Annotated in this window: 18 protein-coding genes; all 18 read left to right on the top strand. The window is 41.1% G+C overall.

Annotation, left to right across the window (positions count from 1 at the left end; all coding sequences use genetic code 11):
- Nucleotides 1-711 carry a demethylmenaquinone methyltransferase gene (locus ACOT8F_RS12825; RefSeq protein ID WP_421652311.1) on the top strand — a complete coding sequence of 237 codons (711 nt, stop codon included), beginning with the start codon at nucleotides 1-3 and terminating at the stop codon, nucleotides 709-711.
- 23 nt (nucleotides 712-734) lie between these two features.
- Entirely contained in the window at nucleotides 735-1697 is a 963-nt protein-coding gene (gene hepT, locus ACOT8F_RS12830) for a heptaprenyl diphosphate synthase component II (protein WP_421652313.1), read from the top strand.
- Nucleotides 1698-1912: 215 nt separating this feature from the next.
- Entirely contained in the window at nucleotides 1913-2359 is a 447-nt protein-coding gene (ndk, locus tag ACOT8F_RS12835; protein WP_421652314.1) for a nucleoside-diphosphate kinase, read from the top strand.
- Between the two features lie 281 nt (nucleotides 2360-2640).
- Complete coding sequence (locus ACOT8F_RS12840) at nucleotides 2641-3408, top strand: CheR family methyltransferase (protein WP_421652315.1); 768 nt, start codon at nucleotides 2641-2643, stop codon at nucleotides 3406-3408.
- 150 nt (nucleotides 3409-3558) lie between these two features.
- Nucleotides 3559-4728 carry a chorismate synthase gene (gene aroC, locus ACOT8F_RS12845; RefSeq protein WP_421652414.1) on the top strand — a complete coding sequence of 390 codons (1170 nt, stop codon included), beginning with the start codon at nucleotides 3559-3561 and terminating at the stop codon, nucleotides 4726-4728.
- Complete coding sequence (gene aroB, locus ACOT8F_RS12850; protein WP_421652316.1) at nucleotides 4728-5819, top strand: 3-dehydroquinate synthase; 1092 nt, start codon at nucleotides 4728-4730, stop codon at nucleotides 5817-5819. The genes aroC and aroB overlap by 1 nt, the downstream gene beginning before the upstream one ends.
- Nucleotides 5816-6187, top strand: coding sequence for a chorismate mutase (gene aroH, locus ACOT8F_RS12855; protein WP_421652317.1), 372 nt, complete (start codon nucleotides 5816-5818; stop codon nucleotides 6185-6187). The genes aroB and aroH overlap by 4 nt, the downstream gene beginning before the upstream one ends.
- A gap of 368 nt (nucleotides 6188-6555) precedes the next feature.
- Complete coding sequence (gene trpE / locus ACOT8F_RS12860) at nucleotides 6556-8043, top strand: anthranilate synthase component I (protein WP_421652415.1); 1488 nt, start codon at nucleotides 6556-6558, stop codon at nucleotides 8041-8043.
- A 28-nt stretch (nucleotides 8044-8071) separates the two neighbouring features.
- Nucleotides 8072-9031, top strand: coding sequence for an anthranilate phosphoribosyltransferase (trpD, locus tag ACOT8F_RS12865; RefSeq protein ID WP_421652417.1), 960 nt, complete (start codon nucleotides 8072-8074; stop codon nucleotides 9029-9031).
- Complete coding sequence (gene trpC, locus ACOT8F_RS12870) at nucleotides 9024-9800, top strand: indole-3-glycerol phosphate synthase TrpC (RefSeq protein ID WP_421652318.1); 777 nt, start codon at nucleotides 9024-9026, stop codon at nucleotides 9798-9800. Before trpD ends, trpC begins: the two co-directional genes overlap by 8 nt.
- A complete protein-coding gene (locus tag ACOT8F_RS12875; protein WP_421652319.1) occupies nucleotides 9781-10434 on the top strand; it encodes a phosphoribosylanthranilate isomerase in 654 nt (217 codons plus the stop codon). The genes trpC and ACOT8F_RS12875 overlap by 20 nt, the downstream gene beginning before the upstream one ends.
- Complete coding sequence (gene trpB / locus ACOT8F_RS12880) at nucleotides 10418-11614, top strand: tryptophan synthase subunit beta (protein WP_421652320.1); 1197 nt, start codon at nucleotides 10418-10420, stop codon at nucleotides 11612-11614. Before ACOT8F_RS12875 ends, trpB begins: the two co-directional genes overlap by 17 nt.
- Nucleotides 11611-12414, top strand: a complete 804-nt coding sequence (trpA, locus tag ACOT8F_RS12885) for a tryptophan synthase subunit alpha (protein ID WP_421652321.1) — start codon at nucleotides 11611-11613, stop codon at nucleotides 12412-12414. Before trpB ends, trpA begins: the two co-directional genes overlap by 4 nt.
- 20 nt (nucleotides 12415-12434) lie before the next feature.
- Nucleotides 12435-13514, top strand: a complete 1080-nt coding sequence (gene hisC, locus ACOT8F_RS12890; protein ID WP_421652322.1) for a histidinol-phosphate transaminase — start codon at nucleotides 12435-12437, stop codon at nucleotides 13512-13514.
- A gap of 220 nt (nucleotides 13515-13734) precedes the next feature.
- Nucleotides 13735-14838, top strand: a complete 1104-nt coding sequence (locus ACOT8F_RS12895; RefSeq protein WP_421652324.1) for a prephenate dehydrogenase — start codon at nucleotides 13735-13737, stop codon at nucleotides 14836-14838.
- An 81-nt stretch (nucleotides 14839-14919) separates the two neighbouring features.
- Nucleotides 14920-16206: a 3-phosphoshikimate 1-carboxyvinyltransferase gene (gene aroA / locus ACOT8F_RS12900; RefSeq protein ID WP_421652325.1), complete on the top strand. Its 1287-nt coding sequence runs from the start codon at nucleotides 14920-14922 to the stop codon at nucleotides 16204-16206.
- 110 nt (nucleotides 16207-16316) lie between these two features.
- On the top strand, nucleotides 16317-17219 hold the full coding sequence (locus ACOT8F_RS12905; RefSeq protein ID WP_421652327.1) for a hypothetical protein: 903 nt from the start codon (nucleotides 16317-16319) through the stop codon (nucleotides 17217-17219).
- Nucleotides 17220-17241: 22 nt separating this feature from the next.
- The gene (locus tag ACOT8F_RS12910) at nucleotides 17242-18516 is read left to right on the top strand and encodes a tetratricopeptide repeat protein (RefSeq protein WP_421652328.1); all 1275 of its coding nucleotides are present in this window, start codon (nucleotides 17242-17244) and stop codon (nucleotides 18514-18516) included.
- Nucleotides 18517-18581: the final 65 nt, after the last annotated feature.

Raw genomic sequence — 18581 nt, forward strand, 5'->3', positions numbered from 1 at the left:
ATGCAGCAATCCAAAGAAGAAAAAGTGCACGGTGTATTTGAAAAAATTTCCGGACAATATGACCAAATGAATTCTGTCATCAGTTTCAAGCGCCATATTGCCTGGAGAAAAGAAACCATGAAAAGAATGAAGGTACAAAAAGGCGATAAAGCTCTTGATGTTTGCTGCGGAACTGGGGACTGGACGCTTGCACTTGCCGAGGCGGCTGGTGATAATGGCAGAGTGATCGGTCTCGATTTCAGCAGCAATATGCTCTCAGTGGCAAAGAAAAAAGTGGCTGAGAGCAAGTTTAGCCACATTGAACTAATTCAAGGGAATGCAATGAAATTGCCTTTTGAAGATAACACCTTTGATTTTGTCACCATTGGTTTTGGCCTGAGAAATGTTCCGGATTATATGACTGTTTTAAAAGAAATGACTAGAGTTGTGAAACCAGGAGGAAAAGTGGTTTGCCTCGAAACCTCCCAGCCAACTATGCCTGGCTTCAGGCAGGCCTATTTGCTTTATTTCAGATATATTATGCCTTTATTTGGAAAAATTTTCGCTAAAAGCTTTAATGAATATTCCTGGCTTCAGGAATCAGCGCGTGATTTTCCGGACAGCAAAAAGCTTGCACGAATGTTTGAAGAAGCGGGACTTGCTGAGGTGGAAGTAAAGCCCTTTACAGGCGGGGTTGCCGCAATGCATCTGGGCTATAAGCCAGTACAATGAAATGAAGAGTGTTGGTGAATTGAATGAAATTTAAAAGTTTGTATTCTTTTTTGAATGCTGACCTCGACTTAATTGAAAAGGACCTCGAAGATATCGTGCATTCTGAATACGACCTGATCAGCCAAGCGGGTCTCCACTTGCTTCAGGCTGGAGGGAAAAGAATTCGTCCGGTATTTGTTCTTCTTTCAGGCATGTTTGGGGATTATAATATCCACAAAATTAAATACGTTGCGGTTTCATTGGAATTAATACATATGGCATCATTAGTCCATGACGATGTTATTGATGATGCTGAATTAAGGCGGGGAAAACCTACTATTAAAGCAAAATGGGATAACAAGATTGCCATGTACACGGGAGATTACCTATTTGCAAGATCGCTCGAATACATGACCAACATAGACAATAGTCTTGCTCACAAAATCTTGTCCAGTACAATAGTAGAAGTTTGCCTCGGCGAAATCGAACAAATTAAAGATAAATATCGCTTTGATCAAAATTTAAGAACATACCTAAAAAGAATTAAGCGCAAAACGGCAATACTGATTGCGGTAAGCTGCCAGCTTGGCGCCATTGCTTCCGGTGCCGATGAAAAACTCCACCGAAAACTGTATTGGTTTGGCTATTTTGTTGGCATGTCTTACCAGATCATTGATGATATTCTTGATTTCACTTCCTCAGAAGAAGAATTGGGAAAACCGGTAGGGAGCGATCTTCTTCAGGGAAATGTTACCCTTCCTGTGTTATTTGCCATGAATGATACCGATCTAAAAGAACAAGTTTATAAAATTGGCAGCCAGTCGAATGCGGATGCGATCAAGCCGCTCATAGAGGGAATTAAAAATTCCGGAGCTGTTGATCAGGCATTTGAAATAAGTAACCGTTACCTTGAAAAAGCACTGGCTATTTTACGGGAACTACCGCGGGGGCAGGCAAGATCCAGCTTGGGTTCGATTGCAAAGTATATCGGAAAACGAAAATTTTAAAAAGGCTTTTTTCAGAGAGATTGTTGCTATTGATATGAAGATTGGCTTCGTAATTAGTCCGGAATTCTCTTGTATAGATGGAAAAGCAACAAAGTTTAAGAAAAGGGCCTTTAAAAAAACAGTACCACCTCATCATTGCAGAAACGGTTGTTTAATGGTACGATTTTCTACGGGATTATGAAATCCTATACATATTGATGGGGTGGGAAACACATATGGAAAAGACATTTCTTATGGTGAAACCTGATGGCGTACAGCGTCAATTAATCGGGGAAATTTTGGGCAGGATTGAAAGAAAGGGCTTTCAGTTATCTGGAGCTAAGCTGATGACTATTTCCAGAGAACTTGCTGAAGAGCATTACGGCGAGCATAAGGAAAGACCTTTCTTTGGAGAACTTGTTAATTTCATTACTTCGGGACCAGTTTTCGCAATGGTTTGGCAAGGGGAAAATGTCATTGAAGTAACACGCCAAATGATGGGTAAAACAAATCCGAAGGAAGCGCTGCCTGGAACAATCAGAGGGGATTTTGGCATAATTGTAGGTAAAAATATTATTCATGGCTCCGATTCTTCTGAAAGCGCAGAACGTGAGATTGGCCTGTTTTTCAAACAAGAAGAATTAAATGAGTACGAGCAAAATATTAGCAAGTGGGTATATTGAGTAAAACCAGCCTTTGGCTGGTTTTTTATTTTGCTGTTTTCGCAAGGCTGTCTCCAAAGAGATTGTTGTTGTTCGTAAATGCTTTTATCACGCATTTAGACTAGCATCGGGGCATCTTTTCTTAAAGTTTTTGCCCTGCCAATTGGTTTCGAGATCGTAATATAGGGTCATGAGCAACAAAGTTTAAGAAAAGAAATTAATCTATGGCTCCTTAAAGACACGGGTATTTCCATAAGATATACTTAAATTGTTAAAGTTTATCGTATTTGGGAGAAATGGTTATGGATGATTATTTACTTTTTATAAAAAAGATGAATGAAAAAACAGGTATTGACCTCGCGCTATACAAAGAGGCTCAAATGAGAAGGAGACTGACTTCCCTTTTTCAAAAAAGGGGGTTCAGCTCTTTTCAGGAGTTTTACAAAGCTCTGATGGAAAATGAAGAACTTCTGGCAGAATTTCTTGATCGGATGACTATTAATGTATCAGAGTTTTACCGCAACAGAAAAAGATGGGAAATTCTTGAACGGATGATTTTGCCTGATTTAATTAAGGATAAAAAAATAAAGCTTTGGAGTGCGGCCTGTTCAACAGGAGAGGAGCCATATACGCTTGCAATGATGATGCTGAGTTACTTCAAAGCAGCATCGATTCAATTACTGGCAACCGATATAGACAAGAATGCAATAGCTAGAGCGAAAATAGGCATTTACCCGGAAAGATCGCTGCAGGAAGTGTCCGCAGAAATGAAAGCCAATTATTTTATAAGGAAAAATGATCTTTATCACATTAAGCCGGAGATAAAAAATATGGCAGTTTTCAAACAGCAAAATTTATTATCAGCCGAATTTGAAAAGGATTTTGATCTGATTGTTTGCCGTAACGTCCTTATCTATTTTACTGAACAGGCAAAAGAATTGCTTTATAAAAAGTTTAGCGATTCCTTAAAAAAAGGCGGTATTTTATTTGTGGGAAGCACCGAACAGATATTTCATCCTGAAAAATATGGTCTTCACTCAGTTGATACATTCTTTTATGAAAAAAGATAAAGAACGATCCGAACTAATCACACAGCCTTTTTACGCGAAACCGTTAAAGTTAAACAATTCACCTACATTTTACACGCTTAGTATGATATAGTATTACATAAAAGTTTATTTATACATAAAAGCGTTAATGCGTTGAAGGGAGAAAAGATGATGAGATATTTGACTGCTGGTGAATCGCATGGACCCCAGCTTACAGCCATTGTAGAGGGTGTTCCTTCAGGCCTTAAATTATTGGATCAAGATATTAATGAAGATTTGGCAAGAAGACAAAAGGGTTATGGAAGAGGAAGGCGCATGCAGATTGAGAAGGACCAGGTTCAGCTTCTCAGCGGAATACGCCATGGAGTTACGCTTGGCTCACCTCTAGCTCTTGTTGTGGAAAATAAAGACTGGACTCATTGGACAAAAATTATGGGGGCAGCCCCAATCAGTGAAGAAGAAGAAAAAGAAATGAAACGGCAAATCTCAAGACCGAGACCAGGCCACGCTGATTTAAATGGTGCTATTAAATACGGCCACAGAGATATGCGAAATGTTCTGGAGAGATCTTCAGCAAGGGAAACAACTGTGCGGGTTGCAGTAGGTGCTGTTGCAAGAAAAATACTTTCAGAATGCGGCATAAAAGTAACGGCTCATGTGCGGGAAATTGGCGGTGTAAAAGCTAATCCTTCCTTTGAAACTATTGAAGAGCTGAATCAGCTAACAGAGAATTCTCCAGTACGCTGTGCAGATGAAGAGGCTTCTCTAAAGATGATGAAAGCCATCGACGAAGCGAAGGAAAACGGAGATTCGATTGGCGGAATTGTAGAGGTCATCGTTGAAGGGATGCCGCCAGGTGTAGGAAGCTATGTTCATTACGATAGAAAGCTTGACGCCAAAATTGCTGCTGCCATCGTTAGCATTAATGCCTTTAAAGGAGTAGAATTCGGCATTGGATTTGAGGCGGCAGAAAAACCGGGCAGTGAGGTACATGATGAAATTGCCTGGAGTGAAGAGCTCGGCTACTACAGGAAGACAAATCGTCTTGGCGGCTTTGAAGGCGGAATGACGACAGGAATGCCTTTAATTATAAGGGGGGTAATGAAGCCGATTCCGACTTTATACAAACCGCTTCAAAGTGTTGACATTGAAACAAAAGAGACGTTTTCTGCGAGTATTGAGCGTTCTGACAGCTGTGCAGTTCCTGCTGCAAGTGTTGTTGCGGAAGCAGTTGTCGCATGGGAAACGGCAAAAGCTCTTGTCGAACAATTTGGAGTTGACCGTATGGATCTGATTCAGGAAAATATCCGGAAAATGAGAGACTACGCGAGGGGATTTTGATGAAAAACATTCAAGTAAATGCTGGAAGTTCCTCCTATCCAGTCCTGATTGGCGATGGGGTCTTTGGAAAGCTTCAGGAGGTTCTTGAAGCTTCCGGAATGAGTCCTTCCAAACTATTAATTGTGACTGATGAAAATGTGAATCAATTCTATGGAAATCAAATAGAGTCAGCTGCCGGAAAAATAGCTGGCTGGTGCAAATATGTCACCAAAAGCGGTGAAGCAGCAAAGTCATTTGAAGTTTTTTATGATATCCAAACCTTCGCCCTTCGTGAAGGGCTGGACAGAAAATCGGTTGTTTTGGCTTTCGGTGGAGGAGTAATAGGGGATTTGGCCGGATTTTTTGCAGCAACCTATATGAGGGGCATCCCATTCGTTCAAATTCCTACGACCCTGCTTGCCCATGACAGCGCAGTTGGGGGAAAGACAGGAATTAATCATCCTGAAGGCAAAAACATGATCGGAGCCTTTTACCAGCCTTTAGCGGTTATTTATGATACGGCGTTTCTTCGTACTCTTCCACTTGATGAATTAAGATCAGGACTGGCAGAGGTCATAAAACATGCCTTTATAAAGGATAAGGACATGTACGAAATGCTTCATTCAAAGGTAAGGGATATTCAATTTTTATCGCAGAATCTTCTGGTTGAATTAATCAGCATGGGTATTTCAATCAAAGCCTCAATCGTTTCTGAGGATGAACGGGAGCAAGGTGTAAGAAGCTATTTGAATTTTGGCCATACACTAGGGCATGCTCTTGAGAAACTCTTAGGGTATGGAAGAATTTCTCACGGTGATGCTGTAGCAGCTGGCATGATTTTTGCATTGTGGCTAAGTGAAAAAACAAATCATGCTGATCTTAAGCTGCAGGAAAATGTTTCATGGTTTAAAGAGCTTGGTTTTCCTGTATCGCTCCCAGATGATATCAGCAGCGAAAAGTTTATCAGCGCTATGGAAAAGGATAAAAAAGCTGAATCAGGCGTCATCTACATGATCCTGCTCAAAGAGTTTGGCCGCGCAGAGAAGCATGCTTTTTCCAGACAGCAGCTATTAGAGCTGTTAAATGAATGGAGAGCGGAGGTACACCGATGAACAGAGGCATACGGGGAGCCACAACAGTTGAGAACGATAGCGAACAGGAAATTGTGAGTGCAGCTGAAGCGCTTATAAGAGAAATAGCAGATATAAACAATCTGCAGCCTGAAATGGTTGTAAATGTTTTTATTTCCATGACAACGGATCTAAAAGCGGCTTTTCCTGCTAAAGCATTAAGGAAGCTAAAAGGGTGGGATATGGTTCCTGTCATGTGCATGCAGGAAATAGATGTACATGGGAGCCTGCCGAAATGCATCAGAATTATGCTGACGGCAGAAACGGAGCTGAAACAGGATGAAATTAAGCATATCTATCAAAATAAAGCTGTCTGCCTCAGGCCGGATCTAGCAGCTAAAAAACAATGAATAAACAATAATATTAATCATACAGGTTGACAACAAAACGTATTGTATACTACCATAAAACACAAGATCAAGAAAGTATAGTTTAGTTGAGAATAGCAGAGAGTTTAGGGTAGCAGAGAATGAGCAGAGCTTGAGGTGCGGATACTTTCTTGTATTGCGCGGATTTAAACTACCCAAAAACAGAAAGCGTCATGAACGCTCACGTTTTTGGGTTTTTTTATTGAACGGTTAAAGCCCTTTAGCCGTTTGATATCCATAGCGTATTTCCTATACCTCTTTTTCCTCATTCTCCTCATTAAAACCGAGGAGTGAGCATTTTGAAATCCACATCTTTTACATCTTTTTTAAACCAATCCAAAACGAACAAAATGATCCCGATCATTAAAAGATACAAAGTAGACACCTTTACACCAATCCAGCTTTTCCAATCATTGCGCAAAGATGCTGTCTATTTGCTTGAAAGCAATGACAGAAACTCAAATTGGTCCAGATACTCATTCATTGGACTGAATCCTTTATACACAATCAATGAGAATGAGGATCAATTTATCTTATATAACAAAGAAAATGAGCCAATCTGTCAGTCAGAGACTTTTCCTGAAATTTTTCAGGATATTGAGGAGTATTTAAATGTCTCCGTTCCTGAGATCCCTATTCCGTTTACAGGCGGTGCAGTTGGCTATATAGGTTATGAAGCCGTTTCAGCTTTTGAACAGATTCAGCTGGATAGCAAGGAGGCTGAAGGAGCTTCAAAATGCCAGCTTGTGATATGCGAAACGATCGCCAGCTATGATCATTTGGAAAAAGAATTGTTTTTCATTCATTACGTCCATTTAAAAGAAGACCATTCAGAAATTGAGCTTCGGCAGAAATATGCTGCTGCAGAAAAAAAACTGGATCAATATTTGCAGGAGCTGAAAAAAGGGAGAGAACTTGATAGTTTGTTTCTTCCGCCTCTTGATAAAGGGAAAGTAGATTTTTCCAATGTCAAGTCCAACTATACAAAAGAAGAGTTTACTGAAAAGGTAGAAAAAATTCAGGAATACATTCATGCTGGCGACATCTTTCAAGCTGTCCTGTCACAAAGATTCTCGATCCCGGTCAGTGTAGATGGTTTTGATTTGTACCGTATTTTAAGAAACGTTAATCCGTCGCCTTACTTATTTTACTTAAAGCTTGGAGAAACCGAATTGGTTGGCAGCTCTCCTGAACGTTTAATTCATGTAAAAGAAGGCCATCTTGAAATTCATCCTATTGCGGGAACAAGAAGAAGAGGAGACAGCCCTGAAGAAGACACTCGGCTATCTCGGGATCTTCTGCAGGATGAAAAGGAAAAAGCCGAACATTTAATGCTGGTTGACTTGGCCAGGAATGATATTGGAAAAGTAGCAGAATATCATTCTGTGAAAACAGAAGAATTTATGGAGCCTGTTTACTTTTCTCATGTCATCCATCTTCTATCAAAAGTAACCGGAAAGTTAAAAAAAGATGTGCATCCAACTAAAGCTTTGATGGCTGCATTTCCTGCTGGTACTGTTTCAGGGGCCCCGAAGATTAGAGCTATGGAGATACTTCAAGAGCTTGAAGATAGTGCAAGGGACCACTATGCAGGGTGTGTGGCATATATCGGATTTGATGGAAATATTGATTCCTGCATTACGATCAGGACCGCCGTAGTTAACGATGGATATGCCCATGTTCAGGCGGGAGCGGGAATTGTAGCAGATTCCGTGCCTGAACTTGAATATGAAGAAACAGAGAATAAAGCAAGTGCATTGCTTAAAGCAATTGAACTGGCAGAAAAACATTTTGGAGAGGGTGAGATTCGTGAAATCCATACTCAAGCAGGCCGTTGAAGGTGCCGTATTTAACGAACAAGAATCAATGGATATTATGAACAGAATGATGAGTGGAGAAGCAAGCCCGAGCCAGATTGCAAGCCTGCTGTCCATTATGCGCCTAAGAGGCGAAACAGTGGAAGAAATTGTGGGATTTACTAAAGCAATGAGAAGAAGAATGCTTTCCATTCAGCATAAGGAAGAAGTAATGGATACATGTGGCACTGGAGGCGATGGAGCATCCACGTTTAACATATCAACAGCTTCATCGATCGTGATGGCATCTTTGGGAGTTAAAGTCGCAAAGCACGGCAACAGATCTTTTTCTTCAAAAAGCGGAAGTGCGGATGTTCTTGAGCATCTCGGAATTACACCTCAGAAAACACCTGAAGAAGCAATTGAGGCACTGGACCGATACAATATGAGCTTTTTATTTGCACCCATCTATCATGCGTCGATGAAGCATGCTGTTGAACCGAGAAAAGATATTGGTTTCAGAACCATTTTTAATCTCCTTGGCCCTCTTGCAAATCCTGCAGGGGCAAAAAGGCAGATGATTGGCGTATTCTCAAACCACTATGCAGCGCTAATGGCAGAGGCTCTTCTTGAGCTCGGAACGGAACAAGCTCTCCTTCTTACTGGAAGAGATGGACTTGATGAATGCAGCATCTCCGAAATTACTGATGCAGTGGAAGTGAAAAATGGCAGCATTCGCCGTTATAGCATTTCACCTGAGCAATTTGGCCTTGAGCGCGGCTTATTAAAAGACATTCAGGTTTCAAACCCTGCTGAAAGCGCAAATGTTATTTTGAATGCTTTTTCAGGGAATGGGAATGAAAGTGCAAGAAATATTATTGCACTGAATGCAGGAGCGGGTCTATATACAGCTGGCCAAGCCGAAAGCATCGAATTGGGGGTTGCTGATAGTCTTAGAGCTTTAGAGGACGGAACAGCTTTATATCACCTAAATAAAATGATGAAAAAAAAGGAGGAGAAATATGCTTGAAACTATACTGAATCATAAAAAAGAGGAATTAAAAACGCTTGTCATGCCGGAAAATGCAAATTTTGCTTCACGTTCGTTTGAAGAAGCTCTAAAAAAGCCGACCCGCCGGCTTGGACTCATCGCAGAAGTGAAAAAAGCTTCTCCTTCAAAAGGGCTGATCAAAGAGAATTTTCATCCGGCTGATATAGCACGGCAATATGAAAAAGGGGGAGCTGACTGTATTTCCGTTTTGACTGATGAACGTTTTTTTCAAGGAAAAAGAGAGTTTTTGACTGAAGTCAAAGGAGCGGTCAATATCCCTGTTATGAGGAAGGATTTTATCATCTCAAGTGTACAGGTGAAAGAATCCAAGCTGATCGGTGCTGATGCCATTCTGTTGATTGGGGAGGCAATGGAAGCACAAAAACTGTATGAACTTTTTCTGGAAGCAAAAGAATCAGGAATGGATGCGCTTGTGGAGGTTCATTCAAGAGAGGTGCTTGAAGGCATTCTGAATGTTTTCACTCCACCGGTTATCGGAGTGAACAACAGGAATTTAGCGACATTTGAAACAAACATTGAACAGCTTTCCCATTCAGCGGCAATAATGCCTAAGGATTCTGTAGTGGTAAGCGAAAGCGGAATTTATACGTTTGAAGATATTAAAAAAGTGGAACGTTACGGGGCAAATGCCGTACTTGTAGGGGAGTCGCTGATGCGCAAAGATGATCAGTCGAAGGCTATTGAAAGCTTGTTTGGAGAAAATGAAAATGAAAAAGCCGCTTATTAAATATTGCGGCAACAGCTCGCAGGAGGATTTAGAAGCTTCTGTATCATCAAACGCAGATTACCTGGGACTAATATTTGCCGACAGCAAACGAAGGGTTGAACCCGAAAATGTTCAAAAGTGGCTGGAAAACATTGAATTAGGCAGAAAAAAGCTTGCAGCTGTTTTTGTTAATCCTGCTTTATCAGAGGTAAAGGAGGTCATTTCCAAGCTCCCGATCAGTGTCATTCAATGTCATGGAGATGAGGAGCCTGCTTTTCTTGTCAAACTGAAAGAAGAAACAGGCCTTGAAGTTTGGAAAGCCATTTCCTCACATGAAGACGTGTTAAAAGAAATGGATCGGTTTCAATGTGCTGCAGATGGCTTTGTTGTTGACTCGAAGACAAAGGAAGCATACGGGGGAACTGGCAAAACTTTTGACTGGAGCATTGTCAGAGAGGTTACAGATCATGCAGGAAAAAACAATAAAAAGTGTTTCATTGCAGGAGGACTTTCACCTGAAAACGTTTCTGAATTGATGAAAAGGGGACCTGAAGGATTAGACTTAGCAAGCGGCATTGAAGATAAGGGAAGAAAATCGAAAGACAAAATAAAACTATTCGAAGAAAAGGTGATGAATCATGACACTACTGCCTGATAAAAAAGGGAGATTCGGAAAATTTGGGGGCAAATTTGTTCCTGAAACACTTATGCAGCCTTTAGAAGAACTAGAAAAAGCATTTGAAGAATGCATGAACGACGAATCGTTTTTAGAAGAATACCATCAGCTTTTCAAAGAATATACAGGCAGACCCACTGCTATGACTTACGCTGAAAATATATCCAAAAAACTGGGCGGAGCTAAAATCTATTTGAAAAGAGAAGATTTAAACCATACTGGCGCCCATAAAATCAATAATGCGATCGGACAGGCATTGCTTGCAAAAAGAATGGGAAAAACAAAAATTATCGCTGAAACCGGTGCAGGACAGCATGGTGTAGCTTCTGCTACAGTTGCTGCCAAGTTTGGCATGGAGTGTAAGGTTTTCATGGGCGAAGAAGATGTGAGAAGACAGCAGCTGAATGTTTTCAGAATGAAACTCCTCGGAGCAGAGGTCATTCCGGTTTCAAGCGGAAATGGAACGCTTAAAGATGCCACAAATGAGGCAATCCGCTATTGGGTGCAGCATTGTGAAGACCATTTCTATATGATAGGTTCTGTCGTAGGTCCTCACCCTTATCCTTTAATGGTTAGGGAATTTCAAAAAATCATTGGCATTGAATCAAAAAAACAAATGCTTGAGATGGCTGGAAGACTTCCGGACAAAGTATTTGCCTGCGTTGGCGGAGGAAGCAATGCGATCGGGATGTTTCATGGCTTTATTAATGATGAGGTTGAACTGATTGGAGTTGAAGCGGCAGGAAAAGGCGTTGATACTGATCAGCATGCTGCGACAATTACGAAAGGCACAAACGGTGTGATTCATGGTTCACTGACGTATTTAATTCAGGATGAATTTGGGCAAATCATTGAGCCGTATTCGATTTCAGCGGGTCTTGATTATCCAGGTGTAGGGCCGGAGCATGCCTACCTTGCCCATTCAAAGCGTGTTACCTATTTGCATGCTACAGACGATGAGACTCTTGAAGCCTTAGGGCTTTTAGCCAGAGAAGAAGGCATACTTGCTGCCATTGAATCAGCCCATGCCCTTGCCAAAGCTTTTGATGCAGCTAAGGAAATGAATGAGGATGACATCATTCTTGTTTGCTTATCTGGTAGAGGAGACAAGGATGTTCATACCTTAATGGAGAATAGTAAGGGAGGACAGGGAGAATGACGAACGTATTTCAAGAACAGACGAATCTCGGAAAAAAAATGTTTATTCCATTTATAACAGCAGGAGATCCATCGCCGGAAATCACAATCGACCTGTCACTTGCTTTACAGGAAGCTGGTGCAACTGCGATAGAGCTTGGAATCCCTTATTCTGATCCGCTTGCAGACGGACCTGTTATTCAAAGAGCCTCCAAGCGGGCTCTCAAACAGGGCATGAACATCGTAAAAGCAATGGAGCTCGTGCCAGTAATGAGAGAAAGGGGTGTAAACATTCCAATAATCCTCTTTACGTATTATAATCCTGTGTTACAATTAGGAGAAGAACGCTTCTTCGCTTTAATGCGCAAAAATGAAGTGGATGGCCTGCTCATTCCTGATATGCCATTTGAAGAGAGCGATGAAATGCGAAAACGGTGCAAAGAAGAAAATATTTATTTTATTTCAATGGCTGCACCAACTTCTTCAGGCCGTTTAGAAAGAATTGCCGGTAAAGCAGATGGCTTTCTTTATTGCGTGTCATCCCTGGGAGTAACAGGTGAGCGCAAGGAATTTAACGAAAACGTATTTTCTTTTATTAAAGAAGTCAAGTCGATTGCCTCAATCCCTGTTGCGGTCGGATTTGGCATCTCTTCAGGTGAACAGGCAGAAAAAATGAATAAGGTATGTGATGGTGTCATTGTAGGCAGCGCTCTAATCAAGAAAATCGAGTCCCTTCAGGAAAGGCTTTTAGATGAGCGGTCCCGCAAGGAGGCAGTAGACGAATTGAAGGAGTATGCCCAAACATTTGTCACGTCCGCTTAATTTTGAGAGGGGTTGTACAAATGGAAATCAAAACACAGCTGCGCAGTCTGAAGCCATATCAGCCTGGCAAACCAATCGAAGAAGTTAAAAAGGAATACGGCCTGGACAGGGTAGTAAAACTCGCATCAAACGAAAATCCATATGGCTGTTCTGAAAAAGTGGCTCCTGCTCTTGAAGAAGAGATTAAGCAGCTGGTCCTTTATCCAGATGGCTACAGTGCTGCTTTAAGAGAAGAGCTCTCCAAATTTCTTGGTGTTAAAGAAAAGCAGCTTATTTTTGGCAACGGATCTGACGAGATAGTCCAAATCATTTGCAGGTCCCTTCTTGATAAAGAGTCAAATACGGTTATTGCATTACCGACTTTTCCCCAGTACCGCCACAATGCAGTTATTGAAGGAGCGGAAATCAGGGAAGTGCCTGTTGTAAACGGGGAGCACAACCTTGACGAAATGATTGCAAACATTGACAAAAATACAAAGGTAGTCTGGCTATGCAGTCCAGATAATCCAACTGGCAAATATATAAATGAGCAATCATTTTTATCGTTTATGGAAAGAGTACCAAAACACGTTCTTGTGGTTTCTGATGAAGCATACAGAGAATATGTAACAGCTGAAGATTATCCTGACACCGTTCCTTTGCTTGATCAGTATCAGAATTTAATCATACTTAGAACATTTTCTAAAGCTTATGGACTGGCTGCTCTTCGAATTGGCTACGGTATCGCAAGCGAGGAACTGATTCAGGGCATGGAGCCTGCAAGAGAACCGTTTAACACGAGCAGGCTGGCACAGGCAGCAGCTTTAGCAGCACTGAAAGATCAGGCATTTATTACTGATTGCAGGGAAAGAAACAAAAAAGGCCGTGAACAATACTATCGTTTCTGTGAAGAAATGAATATTTCCTATTTTCCTTCCGAAGGTAATTTTATCTTGATCGATTTTAAAAGAGATGCCAATGAGATGTTTCAAAAGCTTCTTGAACAAGGGTACATCGTCCGTTCCGGAGCAGCCCTCGGTTTTCCGACATCTCTGCGCATAACAATCGGCAGCGAAGAGCAAAATAACGAGATTATTGAGCTATTAAGGCTCTTTTCTTAAACTTTGTTGTTTATATATCCAAGTAGATAAATTTAGAGAAAATGTACATCTGATAATTATAGTAATAATCTTTGCGAAAACATCTACTTTCAGGCAAATAGTATAAATTTTCGAGGTGAAAAAATTTCACCTCTTTCTTTTCATTCCGTAAACTTTAGATTAAAGGCCTCTTTTGTGAGCGGCTGCTACATACTTCTAGTGGATAAGCAAGGTGACGAAAATGCATAAGAGAATTTTTATTGCCGGACTTGGACTGATAGGCGGATCCATAGCACTGGCTATTAAGAAAATACATAAGGATTGCCTAATTATCGGTTATGACATTCTCCCTGAACAGGCAGAAACAGCCAAAAGGCTGGGGGTAGTGGATAAGACCGCATCGAGTATTGAGGAAGGTGCCAAAGACGCTGATTTTATCTTTCTTTCTGCTCCAGTTGAGCAATCATTGAAGATTATCGATCGTTTAGCGGCTGCTCCACTTTTGGAAAAGGTGATCATTACAGATGCCGGCAGCACAAAACGGAAAATAACGGAGTATGCGCGAAAAACCCTTCCGAAAGAAACTACTTTTATCGGCGGGCATCCTATGGCGGGAAGCCATAAATCAGGTGTCACTGCTGCAAAAGCTCATCTCTTTGAAAATGCATTCTACATACTGACGCCTGAATCTGGGGAAAACCAGGAAAACATTGAACTTTTAAAAAAACTTCTTGAAGGCACGAAAGCGCAATTTGTGGAAATGCAGCCGGAAGAACATGACAGAGTGACTGGAGTGATTAGTCACTTCCCTCATATCGTTGCAGCGAGTCTTGTCCATCAGGCGGAGTACTATGAAAATGATTTTCCTTTGATTAAACCCTTGGCTGCAGGCGGGTTCAGGGATATTACAAGAATTGCGTCAAGCAATCCTGCAATGTGGAGAGATATTCTTCTTCAAAACAGAGAGTACATGATGAAACTGTTTGAGGACTGGATGGCTGAAATGAACCGCATTAAATCATATGTTGAAGATGAAAATGAAGATGAAATTTACACGTATTTTGAAAAAGCGAAGGCTTTTCGCGACGGTCTGCCTGCGAAGAAGGAAGGGGCTATTCCTTCTTTTCATGACTTATATGCCGACGTGCCTGACTATCCTGGTGTCATTTCGGAAGTTACCGGCTATCTTGCCAAAGAAAAAATCAGTATAACAAACATTCGTATTATTGAAACGAGAGAAGAAATTTATGGAGTCTTAAGAATCAGCTTTCAGACAGAAAAAGATCGGGAAAAGGCTAAAATTTGTCTGGAAAAGTATACGGATTACGAAACATTCTTCGGATGAGGCTTATACAAGTCATCCATTCAATGATCAAGTTACAAAAACACAATAAAAAACCCCATCAGTTAAAGTGGAGTGAAGCAAATGATACTGAAAAAAGTAAACCGTCTGGAAGGTGAAATAGCGGTTCCGGGAGACAAGTCTATTTCACATCGTGCTGTCATGTTCGGAGCCATTGCAGAAGGAGAAACAACGATTACCCATTTTTTAATGGGAGCAGATTGCCTGAGTACTGTCTCCTGTTTCAGGAAAATGGGCGTAGACATAGAAATAACAGATTCCGCCGTTAAAATTAAAGGAAAAGGTCTTTCAGGAATCAAGGAGCCTTCTGAACTGCTTGATACTGGAAACTCTGGTACAACAACGAGACTCATCATGGGCATTCTTGCCGGATTGCCTTACCATTTTTGCCTAGCCGGAGATGAATCAATCGCGAAAAGGCCTATGGCAAGGGTAACTGAGCCACTTCGTCTGATGGGAGCTAGTATTGATGGCAGAGGAAGCGGAAATTACACACCTCTTTCCATTAGAGGGGGAAGCCTTTCTGGAATCCAATATTCCTCACCTGTAGCAAGTGCTCAGGTGAAATCTGCCATTTTACTGGCAGGGCTTAACGCGATAGGAGAAACAACCACTGTTGTGGAGCCCTATAAATCCAGGGATCATACAGAAAGAATGCTGAAAGTTTTCGGAGCAGATGTAGAAGAGAGCGGGCTGTCTGTATCTATAAAAGGCGGCCAAGTTCTAAAGGCTACAGACATTGAAGTTCCCGGAGATATCTCTTCAGCTGCTTTTTTCCTGGCAGCAGGAGCTATAGTTCCGGAAAGTCAACTGGTTTTAAAGAGAGTAGGGATGAATCCTACCCGGACTGGGATGATTGACGTTCTAAAAGAAATGGGTGCTGATATGGAAATAAAATATGATGAGGCATCCATGGAATTTGAGCCTATGGCAGATATCACGATCAGAACTTCCAGTCTCAAGGGGATAACCATCTCGGGAGATCTTATTCCAAGGCTGATCGATGAAATACCGATTATTGCCCTCTTGGCAACTCAAGCTGAAGGAACAACTGTTATTAAAGATGCGGAAGAATTGAAAGTGAAAGAAACGAACCGTATTGACACAGTAGTGAACGAACTCAACAAGCTGGGAGCAGAAATTGAACCAACTGAGGATGGGATGATCATTCGCGGAAAAGCAAGCTTGAGGGGTGGCGAGGAGGTATCAAGCCACGGCGATCACCGTATTGGAATGATGCTTTCCATCGCTTCCTGTATAGCAGAGCAGGAAATAAAGTTAATTGAAGAAAAAGCCGTACAAGTATCGTACCCTGATTTCTTTAACGATTTAAAGCGAGTAAGCTATTAAATTAAAGCGGAAGTCCCTTTATAGGATTTCCGCTTTAATTTTGCATGCTGTCATAAGTATTCAGCTTCCTTCATAGCCTGTCTTAAGAACAATTTAAGGTGGGGGAACGGATGCCATATATAATAGATAATGCAAATGTTCTTCATAACGGAAAAATAGACTCTGCCTCCCTGCTTGTTGACAGCAGTCGGATCTGTCTAATGAAAAAAACGCTTGATGAGTACCAATTTATCCGGTTTAATGCAAGCACTTATATGATGACCCCGGGACATGTGATGTTCGATTATACGCTGAATGATTCGTTTTCTTTCATTGAATTCAAGGAATACTTTATCCAAAATATTCTTAACTCCGGGTGCACCGCTTTGATTACTGCAGCCAAAGTACAGTTCGAAGGGGAGCTTGAGAAGAAAGCAGCTGCTCAGAGGCAGCTGTTTATCAATTCTCCGATTGATTATTACCTCGCTGCTGAAATTCCTGTAAAAAGGCTCAGCCCTTCCTTATTGAGAAAATGCAAAAAACTGAAAATCTCCATCATATTTTTGGACATCACTGAGGAAAAAGAATTGCATACGGTTCCGTGGGGCTGGATAAAAGATGCCATGTCTGCTTTTCCCTCCATTCTCATACCGCGCTTAAAGGGAAGCAAAAGAAGCAGACTGAGAAGCGGGAAGACAAAGAGCTTATGGAAGATCATTTCGTTGGATCATGGAATATCATCTCTACCCTTTACTCCTTTAGAACATAAAAGGCTGTCAAAGGAAATGCTAATGTTGCTTGGCATCTATCCAGACAAAGGAGAAATACGGACGGGAGGTGCAGTTGACTACAATTTGTATGAATCGGGCGAAAGGTGCGGTTTGGTTGAAACTGAACCTGTTCTGGATTATGATATTACTATTCCGGCAGTAACGGTTCATAAAAACCGAGTATTAAAAGCCGGCAGCCAGATCACTTTTCCACCGGGGTACGGGGAAGAATGCTTTATACCAATGATCAAAAGATTTGGATAAAGCATGATAGAAAGGAATCAATATGAAGCTTAAAACAATACAAGAAGCTATAGAATTAGTTGAAACAGGACAAGTGGAAGAAGGCTTGAATATTCTTTCCGAAATAGAAGGCCAGCTCCATGATGAAGATAAATTTCTTTTGGCGGAGAAGTATTATGAATGGGGAAACCCGGAGCTTTCTTTGTCCATATTGACCGATTTAAACTTGCTTTATCCTGAGGAAGCCGATATTTCCCTTTTGCTTGCGGATGTATATATTGATCTTGAACGTGAGGATGAAGCTGTTGGAATTCTGGAAAAAATCAAAACAGACGATGACGCCTATCCGCAGTCTCTTCTTCTTCAGGCTGATCTTTATCAGATGCAGGGCCTTCATGAAGTGAGTGAACAGAAACTGAAAGAAGCAAAAAGGCTTCTTCCTGATGAGTCATTAATTGATTTTGCACTTGGAGAGTTTTATTTTCAAAATGGCAATGATTTAAAAGCGATCAGATATTATGAGGAAGCGCTCAGGTCAGGAAAGCAAGTAGCAGGTGTCAATATTGAAGAAAGACTTGCAGAAGCCCTAAGCAGTGCGGGCCGATTTGAAGACGCTCTTCCTTACTACGAAAAAGTGCAGGAAGATCAGCTTGATTTGCACTCCCTGTTCAGCTATGGGGTAACAGCCCTTCAAGCAGGTATTCCTGAAACAGCCATTAAACAGCTTACTAAACTGAAAGAACTCGATCCAGACTTTTCTTCTCTTTATTTAATTCTTGCTAAAGCCTATGAGCAGGATGGAATGCTTGAAGAAAGTCTTGAAACAGTAAAAGAAGGCGTAAAAGTAGATGAGCTGAATAAGGAATTGTTTATTTACGGAGGAAAAATTGCACTGAAAAACCATTCTCCTGAAGAAGCCGAAAATTTTCTCAGGACAGGCATAGCCATAGATCCAGGTCATGCTGAAGCTGTATTAACCTTATCCAGCATTCTGATGCAGCAGGAGAGGTTTGAAGAAGTGATCGAATTGATCGGTGAAGTGATGAGACTGGGAGAAGAGGATCCCCAATACTTCTGGCAGCTTGGAAAAGCCTATAACAAAATAGAAGAATTTTCAGAGGCATCAGACAATTATAAGAAAGCATATAGATTTTTTAACGATGAACAGGATTTTCTGATAGAATATGGTTATTTTCTTATCGAAGAGGGAGATCGTAAGGGAGCTAAAAAATTATTTGAAAAAGCCCTTGAATTAGACCCTGCAAATGTCGAAATCCAAACGATTTTGATGCAATTGGAAGATGATTTTATTAGTTAATTAGCAGGAATTCGTTTTTAACTTGTTGAAATCTCATAATAAGATTTCGCGGTCATGCAGAGGAG

It is taken from the genome of Chryseobacillus diguaensis (genome assembly GCF_049220665.1).
In the GTDB taxonomy this organism is placed as follows: Bacteria; Bacillota; Bacilli; order Bacillales; family Bacillaceae; genus Metabacillus_B.